This window comes from Streptomyces sp. NPDC002838 (assembly GCF_040295365.1).
Taxonomy (GTDB): domain Bacteria; phylum Actinomycetota; class Actinomycetes; order Streptomycetales; family Streptomycetaceae; genus Streptomyces.
This window is the reverse complement of record NZ_JBEOVF010000011.1, coordinates 26,357-43,561: the sequence shown is the minus strand read 5'-3', so window position 1 is coordinate 43,561 and position 17,205 is coordinate 26,357. Positions and strand designations below refer to the sequence as shown.

13 protein-coding genes are annotated in these 17,205 nt (G+C 70.9%); 8 read left to right on the top strand and 5 right to left on the bottom strand.

The genetic code is table 11. The annotated features are described in order from the left end of the window. Positions 1-84: 84 nt before the first annotated feature. Positions 85-1,416: an alpha-2,8-polysialyltransferase family protein gene (locus ABT063_RS16815; RefSeq protein WP_351058105.1), complete on the bottom strand. Its 1,332-nt coding sequence runs from the start codon at positions 1,414-1,416 to the stop codon at positions 85-87. Beyond that, a complete protein-coding gene (locus tag ABT063_RS16810; protein ID WP_351058104.1) occupies positions 1,416-2,402 on the bottom strand; it encodes a glycosyltransferase family 2 protein in 987 nt (328 codons plus the stop codon). Before ABT063_RS16810 ends, ABT063_RS16815 begins: the two co-directional genes overlap by 1 nt. Positions 2,403-2,600: 198 nt before the next feature. On the opposite strand from ABT063_RS16810, the gene ABT063_RS16805 reads away from it, so the two are divergent. The 4 genes from ABT063_RS16805 to ABT063_RS16790 all read left to right on the top strand — a co-directional run bounded on the left by ABT063_RS16805 (position 2,601) and on the right by ABT063_RS16790 (position 7,343). Continuing rightward, complete coding sequence (locus ABT063_RS16805) at positions 2,601-3,947, top strand: DUF6716 putative glycosyltransferase (RefSeq protein WP_351058103.1); 1,347 nt, start codon at positions 2,601-2,603, stop codon at positions 3,945-3,947. A gap of 35 nt (positions 3,948-3,982) precedes the next feature. Continuing rightward, a complete protein-coding gene (locus ABT063_RS16800) occupies positions 3,983-5,245 on the top strand; it encodes a cytidylyltransferase domain-containing protein (RefSeq protein ID WP_351058102.1) in 1,263 nt (420 codons plus the stop codon). Between the two features lie 14 nt (positions 5,246-5,259). Then, positions 5,260-6,198 carry an N-acetylneuraminate synthase family protein gene (locus ABT063_RS16795; RefSeq protein WP_351058101.1) on the top strand — a complete coding sequence of 313 codons (939 nt, stop codon included), beginning with the start codon at positions 5,260-5,262 and terminating at the stop codon, positions 6,196-6,198. Positions 6,199-6,278: 80 nt separating this feature from the next. Then, a complete protein-coding gene (locus tag ABT063_RS16790) occupies positions 6,279-7,343 on the top strand; it encodes a hypothetical protein (RefSeq protein ID WP_351058100.1) in 1,065 nt (354 codons plus the stop codon). A gap of 8 nt (positions 7,344-7,351) precedes the next feature. Here ABT063_RS16790 and ABT063_RS16785 read toward each other — a convergent pair whose 3' ends face one another. Further along, positions 7,352-8,011 (bottom strand): class I SAM-dependent DNA methyltransferase, encoded by a 660-nt coding sequence (locus ABT063_RS16785; protein ID WP_351058099.1) that lies wholly within the window; start codon positions 8,009-8,011, stop codon positions 7,352-7,354. A 304-nt stretch (positions 8,012-8,315) separates the two neighbouring features. Between ABT063_RS16785 and ABT063_RS16780 the strand changes: the two genes are divergently transcribed. Both ABT063_RS16780 and ABT063_RS16775 read left to right on the top strand, forming a co-directional pair. Beyond that, positions 8,316-9,536, top strand: coding sequence for a M20 family metallopeptidase (locus ABT063_RS16780; protein WP_351058098.1), 1,221 nt, complete (start codon positions 8,316-8,318; stop codon positions 9,534-9,536). Positions 9,537-9,579: 43 nt separating this feature from the next. After that, positions 9,580-12,717, top strand: coding sequence for an ATP-binding protein (locus tag ABT063_RS16775; RefSeq protein WP_351058097.1), 3,138 nt, complete (start codon positions 9,580-9,582; stop codon positions 12,715-12,717). Here ABT063_RS16775 and ABT063_RS16770 read toward each other — a convergent pair. Both ABT063_RS16770 and ABT063_RS16765 read right to left on the bottom strand, forming a co-directional pair. Next, positions 12,698-13,489 (bottom strand): ABC transporter permease, encoded by a 792-nt coding sequence (locus ABT063_RS16770; protein ID WP_351058096.1) that lies wholly within the window; start codon positions 13,487-13,489, stop codon positions 12,698-12,700. The two genes, ABT063_RS16775 and ABT063_RS16770, sit on opposite strands and share 20 nt — an antisense overlap. Continuing rightward, positions 13,486-14,463 (bottom strand): ATP-binding cassette domain-containing protein, encoded by a 978-nt coding sequence (locus ABT063_RS16765; protein WP_351058095.1) that lies wholly within the window; start codon positions 14,461-14,463, stop codon positions 13,486-13,488. Before ABT063_RS16765 ends, ABT063_RS16770 begins: the two co-directional genes overlap by 4 nt. A 306-nt stretch (positions 14,464-14,769) precedes the next feature. On the opposite strand from ABT063_RS16765, the gene ABT063_RS16760 reads away from it, so the two are divergent. Together ABT063_RS16760 and ABT063_RS16755 are read left to right on the top strand one after the other, a co-directional pair. After that, positions 14,770-15,819 (top strand): BMP family lipoprotein, encoded by a 1,050-nt coding sequence (locus ABT063_RS16760; protein WP_351058094.1) that lies wholly within the window; start codon positions 14,770-14,772, stop codon positions 15,817-15,819. A 320-nt stretch (positions 15,820-16,139) separates the two neighbouring features. Next, a complete protein-coding gene (locus tag ABT063_RS16755) occupies positions 16,140-17,186 on the top strand; it encodes a BMP family lipoprotein (protein WP_351058093.1) in 1,047 nt (348 codons plus the stop codon). The last annotated feature ends 19 nt before the right edge of the window (positions 17,187-17,205 follow it).

Genomic DNA, 17,205 nt, shown 5'->3' with positions numbered 1-17,205 from the left:
CTCCGAGAAGGCCAGACCACCGATGTGATCTGGCCTTTTCCGGGGCGTCACCCTGGGGTGCCGCGGTGTTCACCCCTGATTCGCTCAGCGCTTCACGGCCTTCTTCAACGCCCGCGCCCGCCGCACCACCCGCCGCGCGGTCGAGTTGCGCGGTAGAAACGCCAGCCTCTCCGGAATCCCCCCCGGCAACCCCAGCGACGTCAGCCGCTTGCGCTTGAAGTAGCGCTGGGTGCGCGGGCCGAAGTGCTTCGAGAGGTAGCGCTCCGCCACCGGCCGCAGCCTCGGGTAGATCTGCGGCTGCATGCTGAAGCCGACCGCGGTGACCAGGCCGTTCAGCTCGTCGGCGGGGACGGCCCCCTCGCCCTTGCGCTCCTCCAGGTCCGGCAGGAAGGCGTCGGCCAGCACGGCCGGGACCCGGTTGCTGTTCTGGTAGGGCGTCAGCCGGTCAAGGAGCGGCTCGGTGCCGATGCGGGCGACCGGCAGGTCGTAGAAGGAGGAAGCCGTGAACAGCGCGGTCGAGAAGCAGCCGACGACCAGCCCGGGCCGCGCCTGCTCGAACAGCACCTCGGCGAGGACGGGCGTGTCCAGGACGGTGAGGTCGACGCCCAGCTTCTCGGCCTCGGTCTCCAGGACCCGGCTGTAGCGGGCCGGCGCGGTGGGGTGCGGCTTGAAGACGACCGAGCGGTGACCGCGGGCGACCGCGCCCCGCATCATCCGCACGTGCAGGTCCTCTTCCTCCTTGGGGGAGAGGATGTTCAGCGCGGACAGGTACTGGCCCAGCAGCAGCGCCGCGTTGTCCGGCAGGACCGGCAGCTCGGCGACGGTGGCGGTCAGCTCGCCCATCACCTTCAGGAACGCCGGCGCCGGCACCACGTGCGGCGGCACGTCGAACTCGGTCAGCAGCATCGGCGTGAGGCCCGGCACCAGGTCCAGATGGAGCAGGCGCCGCACCCGCGTGCCGACCAGCGGGTCGAGCTTGTTGCGGGTGGGGCCGTAACTCATCAGGCCGTCGGCGTAGACATCGACGGGGGCGCCGGTGAACAGCTGGGCGACGGTGAGGGCGGGGGTGACCTGGATGGACTCCAGGGCGAGTTCCACCCGGTCGTCGCCGAGGCCCCACAGCAGCCGCAGGTAGCGCTCGAAGAGGGGGATGTCGTCGGGGCGCGGGGTCCAGGAGCCGGGGTGGAAGGGGTGAATGGCCTCGTTCCAGGACACCACGTCGTCGAAGTGGCTGCGCAGCGGCTCGAAGCCCGGCATCTCGTCGAGGGGCGGAGTGGTCTCCGGGTTCGTGGAGTTGTTGAAAACCAGAAGTATCCGTCGGTCCGGCTCGGTGAACAGGTCGGAGTCGATCGCGGCGGCCAGGGTGGCGGCGCCGTACAGCGTCGAGGCGCAGAAGATCTGAGTCGTGCGGGGCATCAGGCGGCCGCCTTCGCTGTGGTGGCCCGGCGCCGCAGCCGCCTGAGCTTGGAGGAGCGGCGCATGTCCATGGTCTCGAGTACGTCACCGAGCGCGTCCTGCGGCATGCGCTTTATCGCCGCCGCGCTCATCGCCCGCAGCCGCTTGGCCACGGCCGGTTCCCACTTGGACTCGTCGGAGAGGTGGTGGGCGATGATCGCGCAGTACGTGCGCACCGCCTTCGGCAGCAGCCGGTCGGCGTCCGGATCCGCGGCCGTCTCCTCGATCACCTGGTCGAAGGCGCGGATGAAGTCGAGCTGGCGGACGTCACCGATCTGTGTCAGGGAGGAGGCGACCCCGCGCCGGTAGAACACGCCGAGCAGGCTCACCACGGCGAACGACTCCGCCTCGCGGTGCAGCTTCCAGATCCACGGCCGGTCCTCGGCCGTGCGCAGCCCGTCGGTGAAGTGCAGCACGCCCTTGTCGAGCAGGCGGCGGTGGTAGGCGCCGGCCCAGGCGTAGGCGTAGTCGACCGAGGTGGTGCGGTCGGCGGGCAGGATCGCCTCGCGCGGGTTCATCACCTCGTCACGCAGCCCGACCGGGGCCCGGTGCACGGAACGCGCGCGGGCGGTGGCCTGCACATGGTCGGTGCGGATGAAGTCGCAGCCCAACTCCTCGATGGCGGACACCAGTTCGGAGAGGTAGCCGGGGGCCATCCAGTCGTCGCCGTCCAGGAACGTCAGGTACTCGCCCTGCGCCGCGTCGAGGCCGGTGTTGCGGGCGGTGGCGAGGCCGCCGTTCACCTCGTGGCGGATGTAACGGATCTGGGCGACGTCCGAGAGTTCCTCGGCGGCTCGTTCGAGAATCGCCGGGGTTTCGTCCTTGGATTTGTCGTCCACCAGCACGAACTCGAAGTCGCGCCGGGCGTTCATTCGAAGGCTTCTGAGGGTGTCCGGGGCGTATTGCTGCACGTTGTAGAACGGCACGATCACGGAAAGCTTTGGCACCTGCAAAAGGTTAGAAGGCTGCCCGGCTGCGGAACTTTCCGGTGAGGGTACGGGGGGTGAACTCAATGTGTCGGAACGGTGCATCCCGTGTACTTTCCGCTCTCCGGCGGGCCAGTTCGGCTCGCGGTGGGCTGTTGTTAACTTTTCGTTGATTCACGGTTGGGCCGGACCTAGAAATTGCTTCCTAGCGTCTTCCTCGTGCCACCAAGCAAAACGAAGCCCCCGCGAATCGCCGTCCTCGCGGACTCGGACACCCGCTGGAAATGGGGTGCTCTGACCGCGGACCGCATCGCTCCGGGCCCGTCCATGGAAGCCGCAACGCGCGAGGACGCGCAAGTCCGCCCCGCGCTGAGCGGATTCCTGCTGCGCGGCCGGGCCACGCCCACCGCGCGCCAGCTTCAAGAGGTGGGGGTGCGCGCCGATTCCCTGCGGGAGGTCACGGCCGTCGAATTCCTGCGCGCCATGGCCGAGGAGGAGTACGACGTCGTCGTCGTCGCCCTCGTCGGCGGCGGCGTGCAGGCGATGCTGCACGGCCTCAAGCGCGTGTGGGAGGGCCGCGAGAAGCGTCCCGTCGTCGTCACCGGCTACGTCGGCGTCGTCTACGAGAAGCTCGCCGACGGCCTGCTGCTGCGGCACGGCGCCGACCTCGTCCTCGCCAACTCCCGCCAGGACGCGGAGCGTTTCCGCGCCGTGTACGAAGGGGTGGGCGCCGACTCCTCGTCGGTGACCGAGGTGGCACTGCCGTTCCTGGGGGGCGCCCCCTACGCCGGTGAGCACGACCCCTACACCGTCGTGTTCGCCGCCCAGCCCTCCGTGCCGGACAGCCGCAAGGACCGTACGTACCTGCTGGAGCGGCTCGTCCGGCACGCGCGGCTGCACCCCGAGCGCGAGGTGCTGCTCAAGCTGCGCTCCAAGCCCGGCGAACACACCACGCACATCGAGGAGTTGCCCTACCAGAAGCTGGCGCAGCGACTGGAGCTGCCGTCCAACTTCCGTCTGGTGTACGGCAACATGGGCGAGGTCCTCGACCGGACCGACCTGCTGGTGACCATCAGCTCCACGGCCGCCCTCGAGTCACTGCACCGCCGTGTCCCCACCGTCGTCCTCACCGACCTCGGTGTCCGTGAGGTGCTCGGCAACCACCACTTCGTCGGCTCCGGATGCCTCGCCTCCTGGGACCAGCTCGACGCCGGACACCGGCCGTCGCCCGACGAGGAGTGGGTGGCCCGGCAGGGCGTCGCCGCCGACGGCTCGTACGCGACCGCCTTCGACGCGGCCCGCGAGCGCATCGCCAAGCTGCTCGCCCTGCCCGGCGGCCTGCCGCCCCTCACTCCGTACTACACACCCGCGACCGCGCCCGGCTACCTGCCCGGCATCCTCGCCCGCCACCACCTCGGCCCGGACGGCAGCCCGCTGCCCGGCGCGCCCGCGGCCGACAAGGACCCCGGCCCGGTCCGGCAGATCGTGCGCCGGGCGGCGCGCGGCGCCTACCGGCACGGGGTGCAGCGGGTCGCGCCCGTCATCCGGCGGATGGGCGAGCTGTGAGCCGCCGCCCGATTCCCTTTCAAGGAGCTGAACCCATGTCCAACCCGGAAGCGGGCCAAGGCGCTTCGGTGCGCCGGGTGCTCGCGGTGATCCCCGCCCGCGGCGGCTCCAAGGGCGTCCCCGCGAAGAACCTCGCCCCCGTCGGGGGCGTGCCGCTGGTGGCGCGGGCGGTGCGCGAGTGCCGGGCGACCCGCCTGGTGACGGACGTGGTCGTGTCCACCGACGACCAGACCATCGCGGCGGCGGCCCGCGAGGCCGGCGCGGAGGTCGTGCTGCGGCCGGCCGCCATCGCCGGCGACATGGCGACCTCGGAGGCCGCGGTCCTGCACGCGATGGACGCGCACGAGGCGCTGCACGGGTCGGCTGTCGACGTCGTGCTTCTGGTGCAGTGCACCAGCCCGTTCAGCCTCCGCGAGGACATCGACGGGGTGGCCGGCGCGGTCGTGGAGAACGGGGCCGACACGGCGGTGACCGTGGCGCCCTTCCACGGGTTCATCTGGCGGGACGCGGATGAGACGGCTGATCAGGCCGACACCGGTGAGGTGAGCGGCGGTTACGGCGTCAACCACGACAAGTCCTTCCGCCCCCGCCGCCAGGACCGCCCCCAGGACCTGCTGGAGACCGGCGCCGCCTACGCGATGGACGCGGCCGGCTTCCGCAAGCACCAGCACCGCTTCTTCGGCCACACGGAGCTCGTACGCACCGACCCGGCCCGCGTGCTGGAGATCGACGACCCGCACGACCTCGCCCGCGCCCGGGCACTGGCGCCGCTGTTCGACGCCGACCGGCCAGGCGCCCTCCCGACCGCCGACGACATCGACGCGGTCGTACTGGACTTCGACGGCACCCAGACCGATGACCGGGTGCTGATCGACGCCGATGGAAAGGAGTTCGTCTCCGTGCACCGCGGAGACGGCCTCGGCATCGCCGCCCTGCGCAAGAGCGGCCTGAACATGCTGATCCTGTCCACGGAAGTGAACCCGGTCGTCGCCGCCCGGGCCCGGAAGCTCAAGATCCCGGTCCTGCACGGCATCGACCGCAAGGACCTCGCGCTGAAGCAGTGGTGCGAGGAGCAGGGCATCGCGCCTGAGCGCGTGCTCTACGTCGGCAACGACGTCAACGACCTCCCGTGCTTCGCCCTCGTCGGCTGGCCCGTGGCGGTCGCGAGCGCCCACGACGTCGTGCGCGGCGCCGCACGCGCGGTCACCACCGTCCCCGGTGGCGACGGCGCGATCCGAGAGATCGCCAGCTGGATCCTCGGGCCTTCTCTCGACATCCCCGCCAAGTCCCCTAAGTAAGGACAGTTCCTGCCATGAGCACCAACTCCCGTCTGCGTCAGTTCGGTTCGAAGACCGCCGGCCCGGGCCAGCCGGTCTACATCACCGGCGAGATCGGCATCAACCACAACGGTGAGCTGGGGAACGCCTTCAAGCTGATCGACGCGGCCGCCGAGGCCGGCTGCGACGCCGTCAAGTTCCAGAAGCGCACCCCGGAGATCTGCACCCCGCGCGACCAGTGGGACATCGAGCGCGACACCCCCTGGGGCCGGATGACGTACATCGACTACCGCCACCGCGTGGAGTTCGGCGAGGACGAGTACCGCCAGATCGACGACTACTGCAAGACCAAGAACATCGACTGGTTCGCCTCCCCGTGGGACACCGAGGCCGTCGCCTTCCTGGAGAAGTTCGACGTCCCCGCCCACAAGGTGGCCTCCGCCTCCCTGACCGACGACGAGCTGCTGCGCGCCCTGCGCTCGACGGGCCGTACGGTCATCCTCTCCACCGGCATGTCGACCCCGAAGCAGATCCGCCACGCGGTCGAGGTCCTCGGCAGCGACAACATCCTGCTCTGCCACGCCACGTCGACCTACCCGGCCAAGGCCGAGGAGCTCAACCTGCGCGTGATCAACACCCTCCAGCAGGAGTACCCGAACGTCCCGATCGGTTACTCCGGCCACGAGACCGGCCTGCAGACCACCCTGGCCGCCGTCGCCCTCGGCGCCACCTTCGTCGAGCGCCACATCACCCTGGACCGCGCCATGTGGGGCTCCGACCAGGCCGCCTCGGTCGAGCCGCAGGGCCTCACGCGCCTGGTGCGCGACATCCGCACCATCGAGGCCTCCCTCGGTGACGGCGTGAAGAAGGTCTACGAGTCCGAGCTCGGCCCGATGAAGAAGCTGCGCCGCGTCACCGGCGTCATCGCCGAGGCGGAGATCGCCGCGGCGGCGGGCGAGCCGGTCTCGGTCTGAGCCCGGTCCGAACCCGTTCTGAACCTGTTTTGAACCACCCCCCACCAGAGAATCCCTTACGACGGGACGGTCGTATTTAGATGAGCCCCCGCGCCGGGTCCGCCGGCCCACGCACTCTCGCCTTCGTGGAGAGTCCGGTACAGCTGCTGAACGTGCTGGAGTGGGCGCACGCGCATGCGCCCGGCGCGGGGCTCACCCTCGTCGTCCTGTCCCCGATCGACCCCATGACCCGCGGCCAGCTGCGCCGCATGTCCGAACTCGCCCGCGAGGAGGGCCACGAGGTCCGCTGGGAGGAGGCGCGGGGCGGTGCCATGGCCCCGTTCCAGACCATCGGCGGCCTGGCCGGGATGCTCCGCAGGGCCGACCGGGTCGTCCTGGGTGACCCCTTTTCCCGCTACGTACAGCTGCTGCTGACGATCACCAAGGCCCGCGACCTGGTCGTCGTCGACGACGGCACGGCCACGATGGAGTTCGTCGCCCAGCTGGCCAGCGGCGAGCGCCTGGTGCGCTGGCACCGCAAGGGCGGCCGCCCCGGCCCCCGCGACCTGGTCTTCGCGCCGGTGTCGTCCGCGGCCCGCAAACGTCTGACCCCGGGCGAGGACCGCCGGGTGGAGATCTTCTCCTCCATGCCCATGGGGGAGATGCCTCCGGGCGTGACGGTGACCGCGAACTCCTTCGCCTGGACCCGCTCCCGCTTCGGCCCGCCCCGCATCACCAAGGGCGCCGACATGGTCGGCACCTCGCTGGTGGAGACGGGCGTGGTGGACGGCGACCGGTACCTGGAGGCCGTCGCCTCCCTGGCGAAGGCCCACGGCGCCACCCGCTACTTCGCCCACCGCCGCGAGAGCACCGAGAAGCTCCACCGGCTGGCCGTGGAGACGGGCCTGGAGATCGTCCGCCCCGACCTCCCCCTCGAACTGATCGCCCGCCGTGGCCCGGTCGGCCGAACCATCCTGAGTTTTCCGTCGACCGTCGTCCACACCCTGCCGCTCGCGCTCTCCGGCACGGAGGTCAAGGTGGCGGTGTGCGACATCGACCCCGGGTGGCTGACGGAGACCGCCTCGCCGCGGGCCCAGGGCTTCCTGTCGGGAGTGACGGGGACGGCCCGCGACGTGCACCGGCTGTCGGCGGTCACCGCGGTGTGACGTACCCCCTATGTCGGCTTTCTCACCAAAAGGAACGCCCGAGGCCGCGTCTCCTCCTCGTACGGCTCCCGCAGCACCCGCGCGTGCACCTGGAGGCCCGCCGCGGTGAGCTGGCCGGCCACCGCGTCCGGCGTACGAAGGTAGTAGTCGAGCGAGATCTCCTGCCCGAACCGCTCCGTCAGGTGCAGGTGCTCCTCCTTGTCGCCGGCCTGGAAGACGAGCAGCACATGGCCGCCGGGCACCAGCACCCGGTGGAACTCGGCGAACGTCTCCGGCAGGCGGTCGTCCGGGACGTGGATGATCGAATAGAGGGCGGCGATCCCGCCGAGGGTCCCGTCCGGCAGGTCCAGGGACGTCATCGAGCCCACGTGAAAGCGCAGGTCGGGGTGGGCCCGGCGGGCCAGCTCCACCATCCGGGGCGAGACATCGACACCGAACACCGACAGGCCCAGCGCGTGCAGTCGCGCGGTGATGTGGCCGGGGCCGCTGCCCAGGTCCGCCACGGGGGCCGACCCGGTGGCGCGCACCTGCTCGGCGAAGGCCGTGACGAGCGCGCGGTCCAGGGGTCTGTCGCCGAGCCGGTCGGCGTGGCGCTCGCTGTAGGGGGCGGCGATCGCGTCGTACGACGTACGGGTGGCCGTTAAGAAATCCGGGCTCTCGATACTCACGCTCCCGCACCCTACTGAGGCGACCACCACACCCACCCGACCTACAGATGAACAGTCCGACAGGTGAACAGACCGGTCTCACTCGCGCGAGGCGTGGTATGCGTGAGGTAGTGGATGGGTGTCATGCGGCGTGTCACCGGCGTCACCCGGCATCCACTCGGCCGGAAGTCGGGCGAGTGTACCCATCCGGAACGGTACATATGCGTTCGGCGGTCAGATTTTCTTCCCCTGACGGGCTGATCTTTTGTTGATCGAGGTCAGTCGACCGCCCGGGCGTCCTACCCTTCAGAGGGTGAACCACTTGATGTCACTACAGTCCGAGGCCGATCTTCCCGGGGAAGCCCTGCTTCCCGGGGCGCTCCCCGAGGCGCTCCGTGCCGAGCTCATCGCCTTCCGGCGCGATCTGCACATGCACCCCGAACTCGGCAACCAGGAGTTCCGCACCACCGCGGCGATCAAGGAGCGGCTGGAGAAGGCCGGCCTGAAGCCGCGCGTGCTCGCCGTCGGGACCGGCCTCGTCTGTGACATCGGTGACTCGGACGGGGGGCAGCCCATGCTCGCCCTGCGCGCCGACATCGACGGCCTGCCCATCCCGGACATGAAGACCGAGTGTCCGTACCGCTCCACCGTGCCGGACCGCGCCCACGCCTGCGGGCACGACGTGCACACGGCCGTGGTGCTGGGCGCCGGACTCGTGCTCGCCGACCTGCACAGACAGGGGCTGCTGCCGCGGCCCGTGCGGCTGCTCTTCCAGCCCGCGGAGGAGGTGCTGCCCGGCGGCGCCGCCGACGCCATCGACTGCGGAGTGCTCGAAGGGGTCGGGCGGATGATCGCCGTGCACTGCGACCCCCGGGTCGACGCCGGGAGGATCGGACTGCGGGCGGGGGCCATCACCTCCGCCTGCGACCGGCTGGAGATCGCCCTCGAGGGCCCCGGCGGGCACACCGCCCGCCCCCACCTGACCACCGACCTGGTGACGGCAGCCGCCCGCGTCGTCACCGACGTGCCCGCCATCGTCGCCCGCCGCGTCGACACCCGCGCCGGGATGGCCGTGACCTGGGGCCGGATCGAGTCCGGCCACGCCCCGAACGTGATCCCGCAGCACGCCGAGCTCTCCGCGACCGTACGGTGCCTGGACATCGACGCGTGGCGGCAGGCGCCCGACATCGTGGTCGCCGCGATCGACGAGGTCGCCAACCTGCACCGCGCCAAGTCGGAGATCAACTACGTGCGCGGGGTCCCGCCCGTGGTCAACGACGCCGGGACGATCGACCTGCTCCGGGACGCCATGACGGCACGCCGGGGCGCGGACTCCGTCGAGGGCACCGAGCAGAGCCTCGGCGGGGAGGACTTCTCCTGGTACCTGGAGCACGTGCCCGGCGCCATGGCCCGCCTCGGCGTCCGCCCGCCCGGCGAGCGGACCGTACGGGACCTCCACCAGGGCGACTTCGACGTCGACGAGTCGGCGATCACCGTGGGCGTGGAACTCTTCACCGCGGCCGCGCTCATCGACGGCGGACCGTAGGCGTTCGGCTACTGAGGTTTTCGATCGTCGCTAATCTGCACGGGTGACCACCGACCTCACCCTCCTGCCACGTGTCGCCTATCGCGGACAGGAAGTCACCGCGCCCCGGCTCCGCGGCCTCCTCGCGCTGCTCGCGGGCGACTTGCGCACGGGCTGCAGCACCGAACGGCTGGTGGCAGGGCTGTGGCCGGACGAGTTGCCGGAGCGGCCGGCGAAGGCGGTGCAGGTCCTCGTGTCCCGGGCGCGGGCGCAGCTGGGCGCCGACGTCCTCGCCAGCACGCCGACCGGATACCGGCTCACCCTCGCCGAGGACCAGGTCGACACCTCCGCCCTGCTGCTGCACGCCGCCGCCAGCGCGGACCGGGCCAGGGCCGGGGACCACGCCGGATCGCTGGCCGCGGCCGAGGCCGGGCTCGCGCTGTGGGAGGGCACCCCTGACGGGGCCTACGACACCGACGACCCCGTAGCCGCGCTGCGCACCGAGCGCGCCCCCGTCCGCGGCACTCTCATACGCGCGCGGGCGCTCGCGCTCGCCCGCCTCGGACGGCACGCGGAGGCGGCCGGGCCGCTGGCCGTGGCCGCCGCGGAGCATCCGCGCGACGAGGAAGTGCTCGCCGAGCTGCTGCGCGGCGAGGCGGCGACGGCGGGCCCGTCCGCCGCGCTGATGCGCTACGAGGCGTACCGCCGAGAGCTGCGCGACGAGCTCGGCACGGATCCGGGCGCCGGACTCAAGGCCGTACAGCAGGAGCTGCTGCGCGGTGAGGCGCCGGTGGTCAGGCACGGCGTGCCGCACGAGCCGAACCCGCTCCTCGGCCGGGACGAGGACATCGCGGCGGTGGAGCGGCTGCTGCGCGCCTCCCGCGCCGTCACCGTCGTCGGTCCCGGCGGCCTCGGCAAGACCCGGCTCGCGCACGCCGTCAGCCGCCGGGCCGAGCAGCGCGTGGTGTATTTCGTGCCGCTCGCCGGCGTCACTGCGGACGAGGACGTGGCCGCGGAGGTGGCTTCCGCGCTCGGTGCGGGCGAGGGGCGGCCCGGCGTCATGAGCGGCCACGCCCCGGCCGACCCGGTGTCCGGCATCCTCGGCGTGCTCGGCTCCGGGCCCGCTCTGCTGGCGCTGGACAACTGCGAGCAGGTCGTCCGGGGCGCCGCCGACCTCGTACAGGCCCTGGTCTCGTCCTCGAAGGACCTGCGGGTGCTCGCCACCAGCCGGGCCCCCCTCGGCCTCACATCAGAGGCGGTGTACGCGCTGCCGGAGCTCGGTCTCGGCACCTCGGTCGAGCTGTTCACGCAGCGGGCCCGGGCCGCCCGGCCCGGCGTGGAGCTGCCGCCGGAGGCGGTGGCCGGGCTGTGCCGCCACCTCGACGGGCTGCCGCTCGCCGTGGAGCTGGCCGCGGCGCGGGTGCGAGTGCTGTCGGTGCCGGAGATCGCCCGCCGCCTCGGCGACCGGTTCGCGCTGCTGCGCGGCGGGGCGCGGGACGTGCCGGAGCGCCACCGCACGCTGCACGCGGTCGTGGACTGGAGCTGGAACCTGCTCGCGGAGGACGCCAGGGCGGCGCTGCGCACGCTGTCCGTCTTCCCCGGCGGCTTCTCGGGCGAGGCGGCGGAGCAGGTGCTGGGCGAGGACGCGCTGTTCCTGCTGGAGCAGTTGGCCGATCAGTCGCTGCTCACCGTCGCCGACACCCCGGCCGGCGTGCGGTTCCGGATGCTGGAAACCGTACGGGAGTTCAGCGCGGCCCGGCGTGCGGAGGCGGGCGAGGACGAGGAGGCCGTCGGCCGGTTCGTCGCCTGGGCGCGGGACTTCGGGGTCGCGTACCACGACTGGCTCTTCGGCTCGGAACCGCTGGCCGCCTGGGAGCGGATCAGGGCCGAGCAGGACAACCTGGTGCTGGCCCTGCGGCACGCCCTGGCCCGTACGGACGGCCCCACCATCGCCGCCCTCACCGCCGTCCTCGCCGCCCTGTGGTCCACCGGCTCCAACTACCCCCGCCTCACCACCCTCGCCGCGGACACCGGCCCGCCGCTGTCGCACTACTACCCCGAGCCCGAATACGTCGAAGTCACCCGCGCCGCCGCCGTGATGTGCACGGCGAGCCTGTTCATGGGCTACGGCCCGCACGCCGTACGCCAGCTCGTCACCCTCCGGCGGCTGCCCCCGGCCCCGCCGGACACCCTGGTGCGCGCCATCGCGGTGGTGCTGAGCGCGATCCCCGAGATGCAGCCTCCCGACTACGAAGTGCTGCGGAAGCTCTGCGACAGCGAGCAGCCGCTGCTCGCCGGCATCGCCGAGGGCGTCGCCACCTACGTCTGGGAGTACGAGCACGACATCGACCGCGCGCTCGCCTCGGCTCGCCGGATCATCGCCGCACTGGCGCCGGTCGACAACCCGTTCCTCCAGGTCATGGGCCACGCCCGGCTGGGTGACCTGTGCTTGCAGACGGAGCAGGGCGAGGCCGCGTACGGGCACCTCAAGGCGGCGCTCGACGTGCTGCCGCGGCTCGGTGACGAGCACGACTCCATCGGCGTCCGCTGGGGCCTCGTCCTCGCCTGCCTGCAGCGCGGCGACCCCGACGAGGCCGAGTACTGGCTGCGGCAGGCGGAGGGCGACAACACCCCGCAGAAGGACGACTTCTACAGCGCCGACCCCGGCGGCCGCGCCGAGATCGCGCTCGCCCGCGGGCTGACGGAGGTCGGGCTCGGCTTGTGGCGCAGCGCCGTGGAGGCGATGCCCGAGGCCGGCTCGATGCACAGCGGTGACCCCTTCCTCGACCGGTGGGTGCTGCAGATCCAGTCGGCGGCGGTGACGGCGCACGCGCACGCGGGCCGTCTGGGGCTGGTCGCGGAGCCGGTCGAGCGGTTGCGGCAGGGGCTGCGGACCCTGCTCTCCGGTCCGTCCGGCTCGCCCATGGAGCTCCCTGTGTTCGGGACGGTGCTGCACGCGCTGGGTATGGTGGGGCTCGCGTCCGGCGATGCCGGTGCCGTACGGATGATCGCGCTGGCCGAACGGCTGCGGGTGCTGCGCGAGTTCCAGCCGACGATGTCGGCGGACCGCGCCCGGAAGGCGGCCGAGGACGCCGACAGGGCGGCGTACGCCGACGCGGTGTCGGAGTACGCCGCCCTGGAGCGGGACGAGCTGCGGGAGGCGGCCCGCGCTGTCATGGCGGTTACTTCGGGTCGCGGTTGAACAACGCCGTCGACCAGCGGTAGCCGAGCGCGGTCAGGCCGACGCACCAGGCGATCGCGATCCACCCGTTGTTGCCGATCTCGGTGCCGAGCAGCAGGCCGCGCAGGGTCTCGATGGCCGGTGTGAACGGCTGGTACTCGGCGATCGGCTGGAACCAGCCCGGCATCGTGTCGGCCGGGATGAAGGCGCTGGAGATGAGCGGCAGGAGGATCAGCGGCATGGCCATGTTGCTGGCCGCCTCGGGGTTCGGGCTGGCCATGCCCATGCCGACCGCGATCCAGGTGAGTGCCAGGGCGAACAGCGTGATCAGCCCGAACGCCGCAAACCACTCCAGGGCTGTGGCGTCCGTGGACCGGAAGCCGATGGCCACGGCGACGGCGCCCACGAGGACCAGGCTGGCGAGTACCTGCAGCACGCTGCCGACGACGTGCCCGATGAGCAGAGAGCCTCGGTAGACCGCCATCGTGCGGAAGCGGGCGATGAGGCCCTCGGTCATGTCCATGGAGACGGAGATCGCGGCCCCGATCACGGTGCTGCCGATGGTCATCAGCAGCAGGCCCGGGACGACGTAGGCGATGTAGTCGGAGCGGTCGGCGCCACCGCCACCGATGCCCGCGCTCATCACGTCTCCGAAGATGTAGACGAAGAGCAGCAGCAGCATGATCGGCGTGAGTAGCAGGTTCAGGGTCATGGACGGGTAGCGCCGCGCGTGCAGCAGGTTGCGGCGCAGCATCGTGTTCGAGTCGCGTACGGCATGGGAGAGGGCGCTCATCGGACAGTCTCCTTGGGCTGGTTGGTCTTGGGCCGGGCGGTGCCGCCGGTCAGGGCGAAGAACACGTCGTCGAGGTCGGGGGTGTGCACGGTCAGCTCGTCCGCCTCGACGCCGGCCGAGTCCAGCCAGTCGAGGATGGAGCGCAGCTCGCGCTGGCTGCCGTCGCTGGGGATCTGCAGCGACAGCGCCTCGTCGTCCCTGGTGGCTTCGCGCAGGGCGACGGCGGCGGACTGGTACGCCGCCGGGTCGGTGAAGCGGAGCCGGACATGTCCGCCCGGGATGAGCCGCTTCAGCTCCTCGGCGGTGCCCTGGGCGGCGATCTTGCCGTCGTTGAGCACCGCGATGCGGTCGGCGAGCTCGTCGGCCTCCTCCAGGTACTGGGTGGTGAGGAAGACGGTGACGCCGCCGGAGACCAGCTCGCGGATGATCCCCCACATGTTGTGGCGGCTGCGCGGGTCGAGGCCGGTGGTCGGCTCGTCGAGGAAGATGATCCGCGGGTCGCCGACCAGGGTCATCGCGATGTCGAGGCGGCGCTTCATGCCGCCGGAGTAGGTGGAGACGGGCTTCTTCGCGGCCTCCACCAGGTCGAAGCGCTCAAGCAGCTCGACGGCGGTGCGGCGGCCCTCGTGGCGCGAGAGGTGGTGCAGGTCCGCCATGAGGAGCATGTTCTCCTCGCCGGTGATCAGTCCGTCGACGGCGGAGAACTGCCCGGTGACCCCGATCGCGGCGCGCACGGCCTGCGGGTCGGTGGCCAGGTCGTGGCCGCCGACGTGCAGGTCGCCGGCGTCGGCGGTGATGAGGGTGGAGAGGATCTTTACGGCGGTGGTCTTCCCGGCGCCGTTCGGGCCGAGCAGGGAGAAGACCGTGCCGGCCGGCACCGCCAGGTCGATGCCGTCGAGGACCGTCTTGTCCCCGTAGGCCTTGCGCAGCCCCTTGGCCGCGATGGCGGGTGAGTGCGAAGTCGTTGTCGTCATGCCGCAGAGGTTGCGGCAGGGCGCATTCAGCGCGGTTTCACGATGGTTTCAGCGCGCTGGACACCGGGGTTGCCTCGGAAGACGCGACCCGTGACCGCCTGTCGCTGAGGGCAGTCGGGAGGGCGACGAGGTGTGGACAGGGACCTGCGCAACTAGTCTGTTTACGGCTGAGAAGGTGACAAGGACGTAACCGGCGCCACGAATGGATAACGTCCAGCGGTACCCCGTTCCCAGGAGTGTCTACGCGCGTTACTCTGCGCCGAACTGAGCACCCTCTGCGGGGCTGTGGAGAATGGGGAACTTCTGATGCGTCCGATATCCAAACTGACCCGCGTCGCGGTGGGGGTCGCGTCGCTCGCACTCGCCGCAACGGCCTGCGGTGGCACCAGCAGTGAGAACAGTGACGCCGGTGCCAAGGAGGACCTTGGGCTCGCCATCGCCTACGACATCGGCGGCAAGGGCGACCAGTCCTTCAACGACGCCGCGTACTCCGGCCTGCAGAAGGCCCAGAAGGAGTTCGGCTACAAGACCGACGACGTCGAGCCCACCGAGGGCGAGACGGACGCCGACAAGGAGCAGCGCCTGGCCTCGCTGGCGCGGCAGGGGTACAACCCCGTCATCGGCATCGGCTACGCCTACGGCACGGCGATGAAGAACGTGGCCGCGAAGTACCCGAAGACCACCTTCGGCATCGTCGACTCCGTGGTCGAGGGCGACAACGTCGCCTCCCTCGTCTTCGCCGAGGAGCAGGCCTCCTACCTCGCCGGCGTCGCCGCGGCCAAGGCCACCAAGACGAACACCGTCGGCTTCGTGGGCGGTGTCGACATCCCGCTGATCCACAAGTTCGAGGCCGGCTACAAGCAGGGCGTCCAGGAGACCAGCGGCGGCAAGGTCAAGGTCATCTCGCAGTACCTGACCCAGACCGCCGAGGAGGGCGGCTTCTCCAGCCCGGACAAGGGCAAGGCCGCCGCCGAGGGCCAGATCGAGAAGAAGGCCGACGTCGTCTACCAGGCGGCCGGTCTGTCCGGTCAGGGCGTGATCGAGGCCGCCGCCAAGGCGAAGGTCTGGGCGATCGGCGTCGACTCCGACCAGTACCAGCAGGCGGCCCTCGCGTCGTACAAGAACTACATCCTGACCTCCGCCCTGAAGGACGTCGGCGGCGCGGTGTACGCCCTGGCCAAGTCCGTCGAGGACGACAAGCCGCTGACCGGCACCCAGACCTTCGACCTGAAGGTGAACGGCGTCGGCCTGGCCGAGAGCAACCCCGAGTTCGCGAAGATCGCGGGCCTCTCCGCCGCGGTGGCCGAGGCCAAGACGGGCATCATCGACGGGACGATCAAGGTCAAGACCGAGTAGTACGCCGAGTACGGCGAGGTCATGAGCGGGGGGGGGCCCCGGGGGGGCCCCCCCCGCTGTGTCGTACGCCTCGGCCACGGCCCGATAACAAGGTGGACAGAAGGGGTTTTCAGGCAGGTCTACGCGCGTTAATCTGCGGCGAAGCCAGTGCCGCAGCCGAACCAGTCCGGCGCTGGGCGACCCCGGGGAAGTGCGCGCACGTCCCCACGTCGCCGGCACGCCGAGAGCACGCACCGGCGGCGACGCAAGCCGCTACCGCGGCGGGCACGGGAACGCATCCGCATCACCCCGGACCCGCTAGTACGACAGGAGCACCACACATGCGCCGGATTTCCCGGATCACGGTCGCAGGCGCAGCGACCGCCTCTCTGGCCCTCGCCCTCGCCGCCTGCGGCTCCACCTCGACCTCCGGCTCGTCGGACGAGAAGGGCAACATGGGTCTCGCCATCGCGTACGACGTCGGCGGCAAGGGCGACCAGTCCTTCAACGACGCGGCGTACGCGGGCCTGGAGCGGGCGGAGAAGGAGTTCGGCTACGACACGGCCGACATCGAGCCCACCGAGGGCGAGACGGACGCCGACAAGACCCAGCGCCTGGTCTCGCTGGCGAAGCAGGGCCACAACCCGGTGATCGGCGTCGGCTACGCGTACGCGCCGGCCGTCAAGGAGGCCGCGGCGAAGTACCCGGACGTCACGTTCGGCATCGTGGACGACTCCACGATCAGCGCGAAGAACGTGGCCGACCTGGTCTTCTCCGAGGAGCAGGCCTCCTACCTCGCCGGTGTCGCCGCGGCCAAGAGCACCAAGTCGAACGTCGTCGGCTTCGTCGGCGGTGTGGACATCCCGCTGATCCACAAGTTCCAGGCGGGCTTCGCGCAGGGCGTCAAGGACACCAACCCCAAGGTCCAGGTCCTGTCCCAGTACCTGACCCAGACGGCCGAGGAGGGCGGTTTCTCCAGCCCGGACAAGGGCAAAACGGCCGCCGAGGGCCAGATCGAGAAGAAGGCCGACGTCGTCTACGCGGCCGCCGGTCTGTCCGGTCAGGGCGTGATCGAGGCCGCCGCCGCCAACAAGGTGTGGGCGATCGGCGTCGACTCCGACCAGTACAAGCAGGAAGCCCTCGCCAAGTACAAGGACTCCATCCTGACCTCGGCGATGAAGGACGTCGCCAAGGCGGTGTACAACCTGGCTAAGTCGGTCGAGGACGGCAAGCCCGAGACCGGTATCGTCAGGGGCGATCTGAAGACCGGCGAGGTGAGCCTGTCGAACTCCAACCCGAAGTTCGCGGATGACGCCGAGGTCCAGGAAGCCATCAAGACGGCCAAGGAGAAGATCATCAGCGGCGAGATCAAGGTCAAGAGCAGCTGATCCTGCAACACCCTGAGCA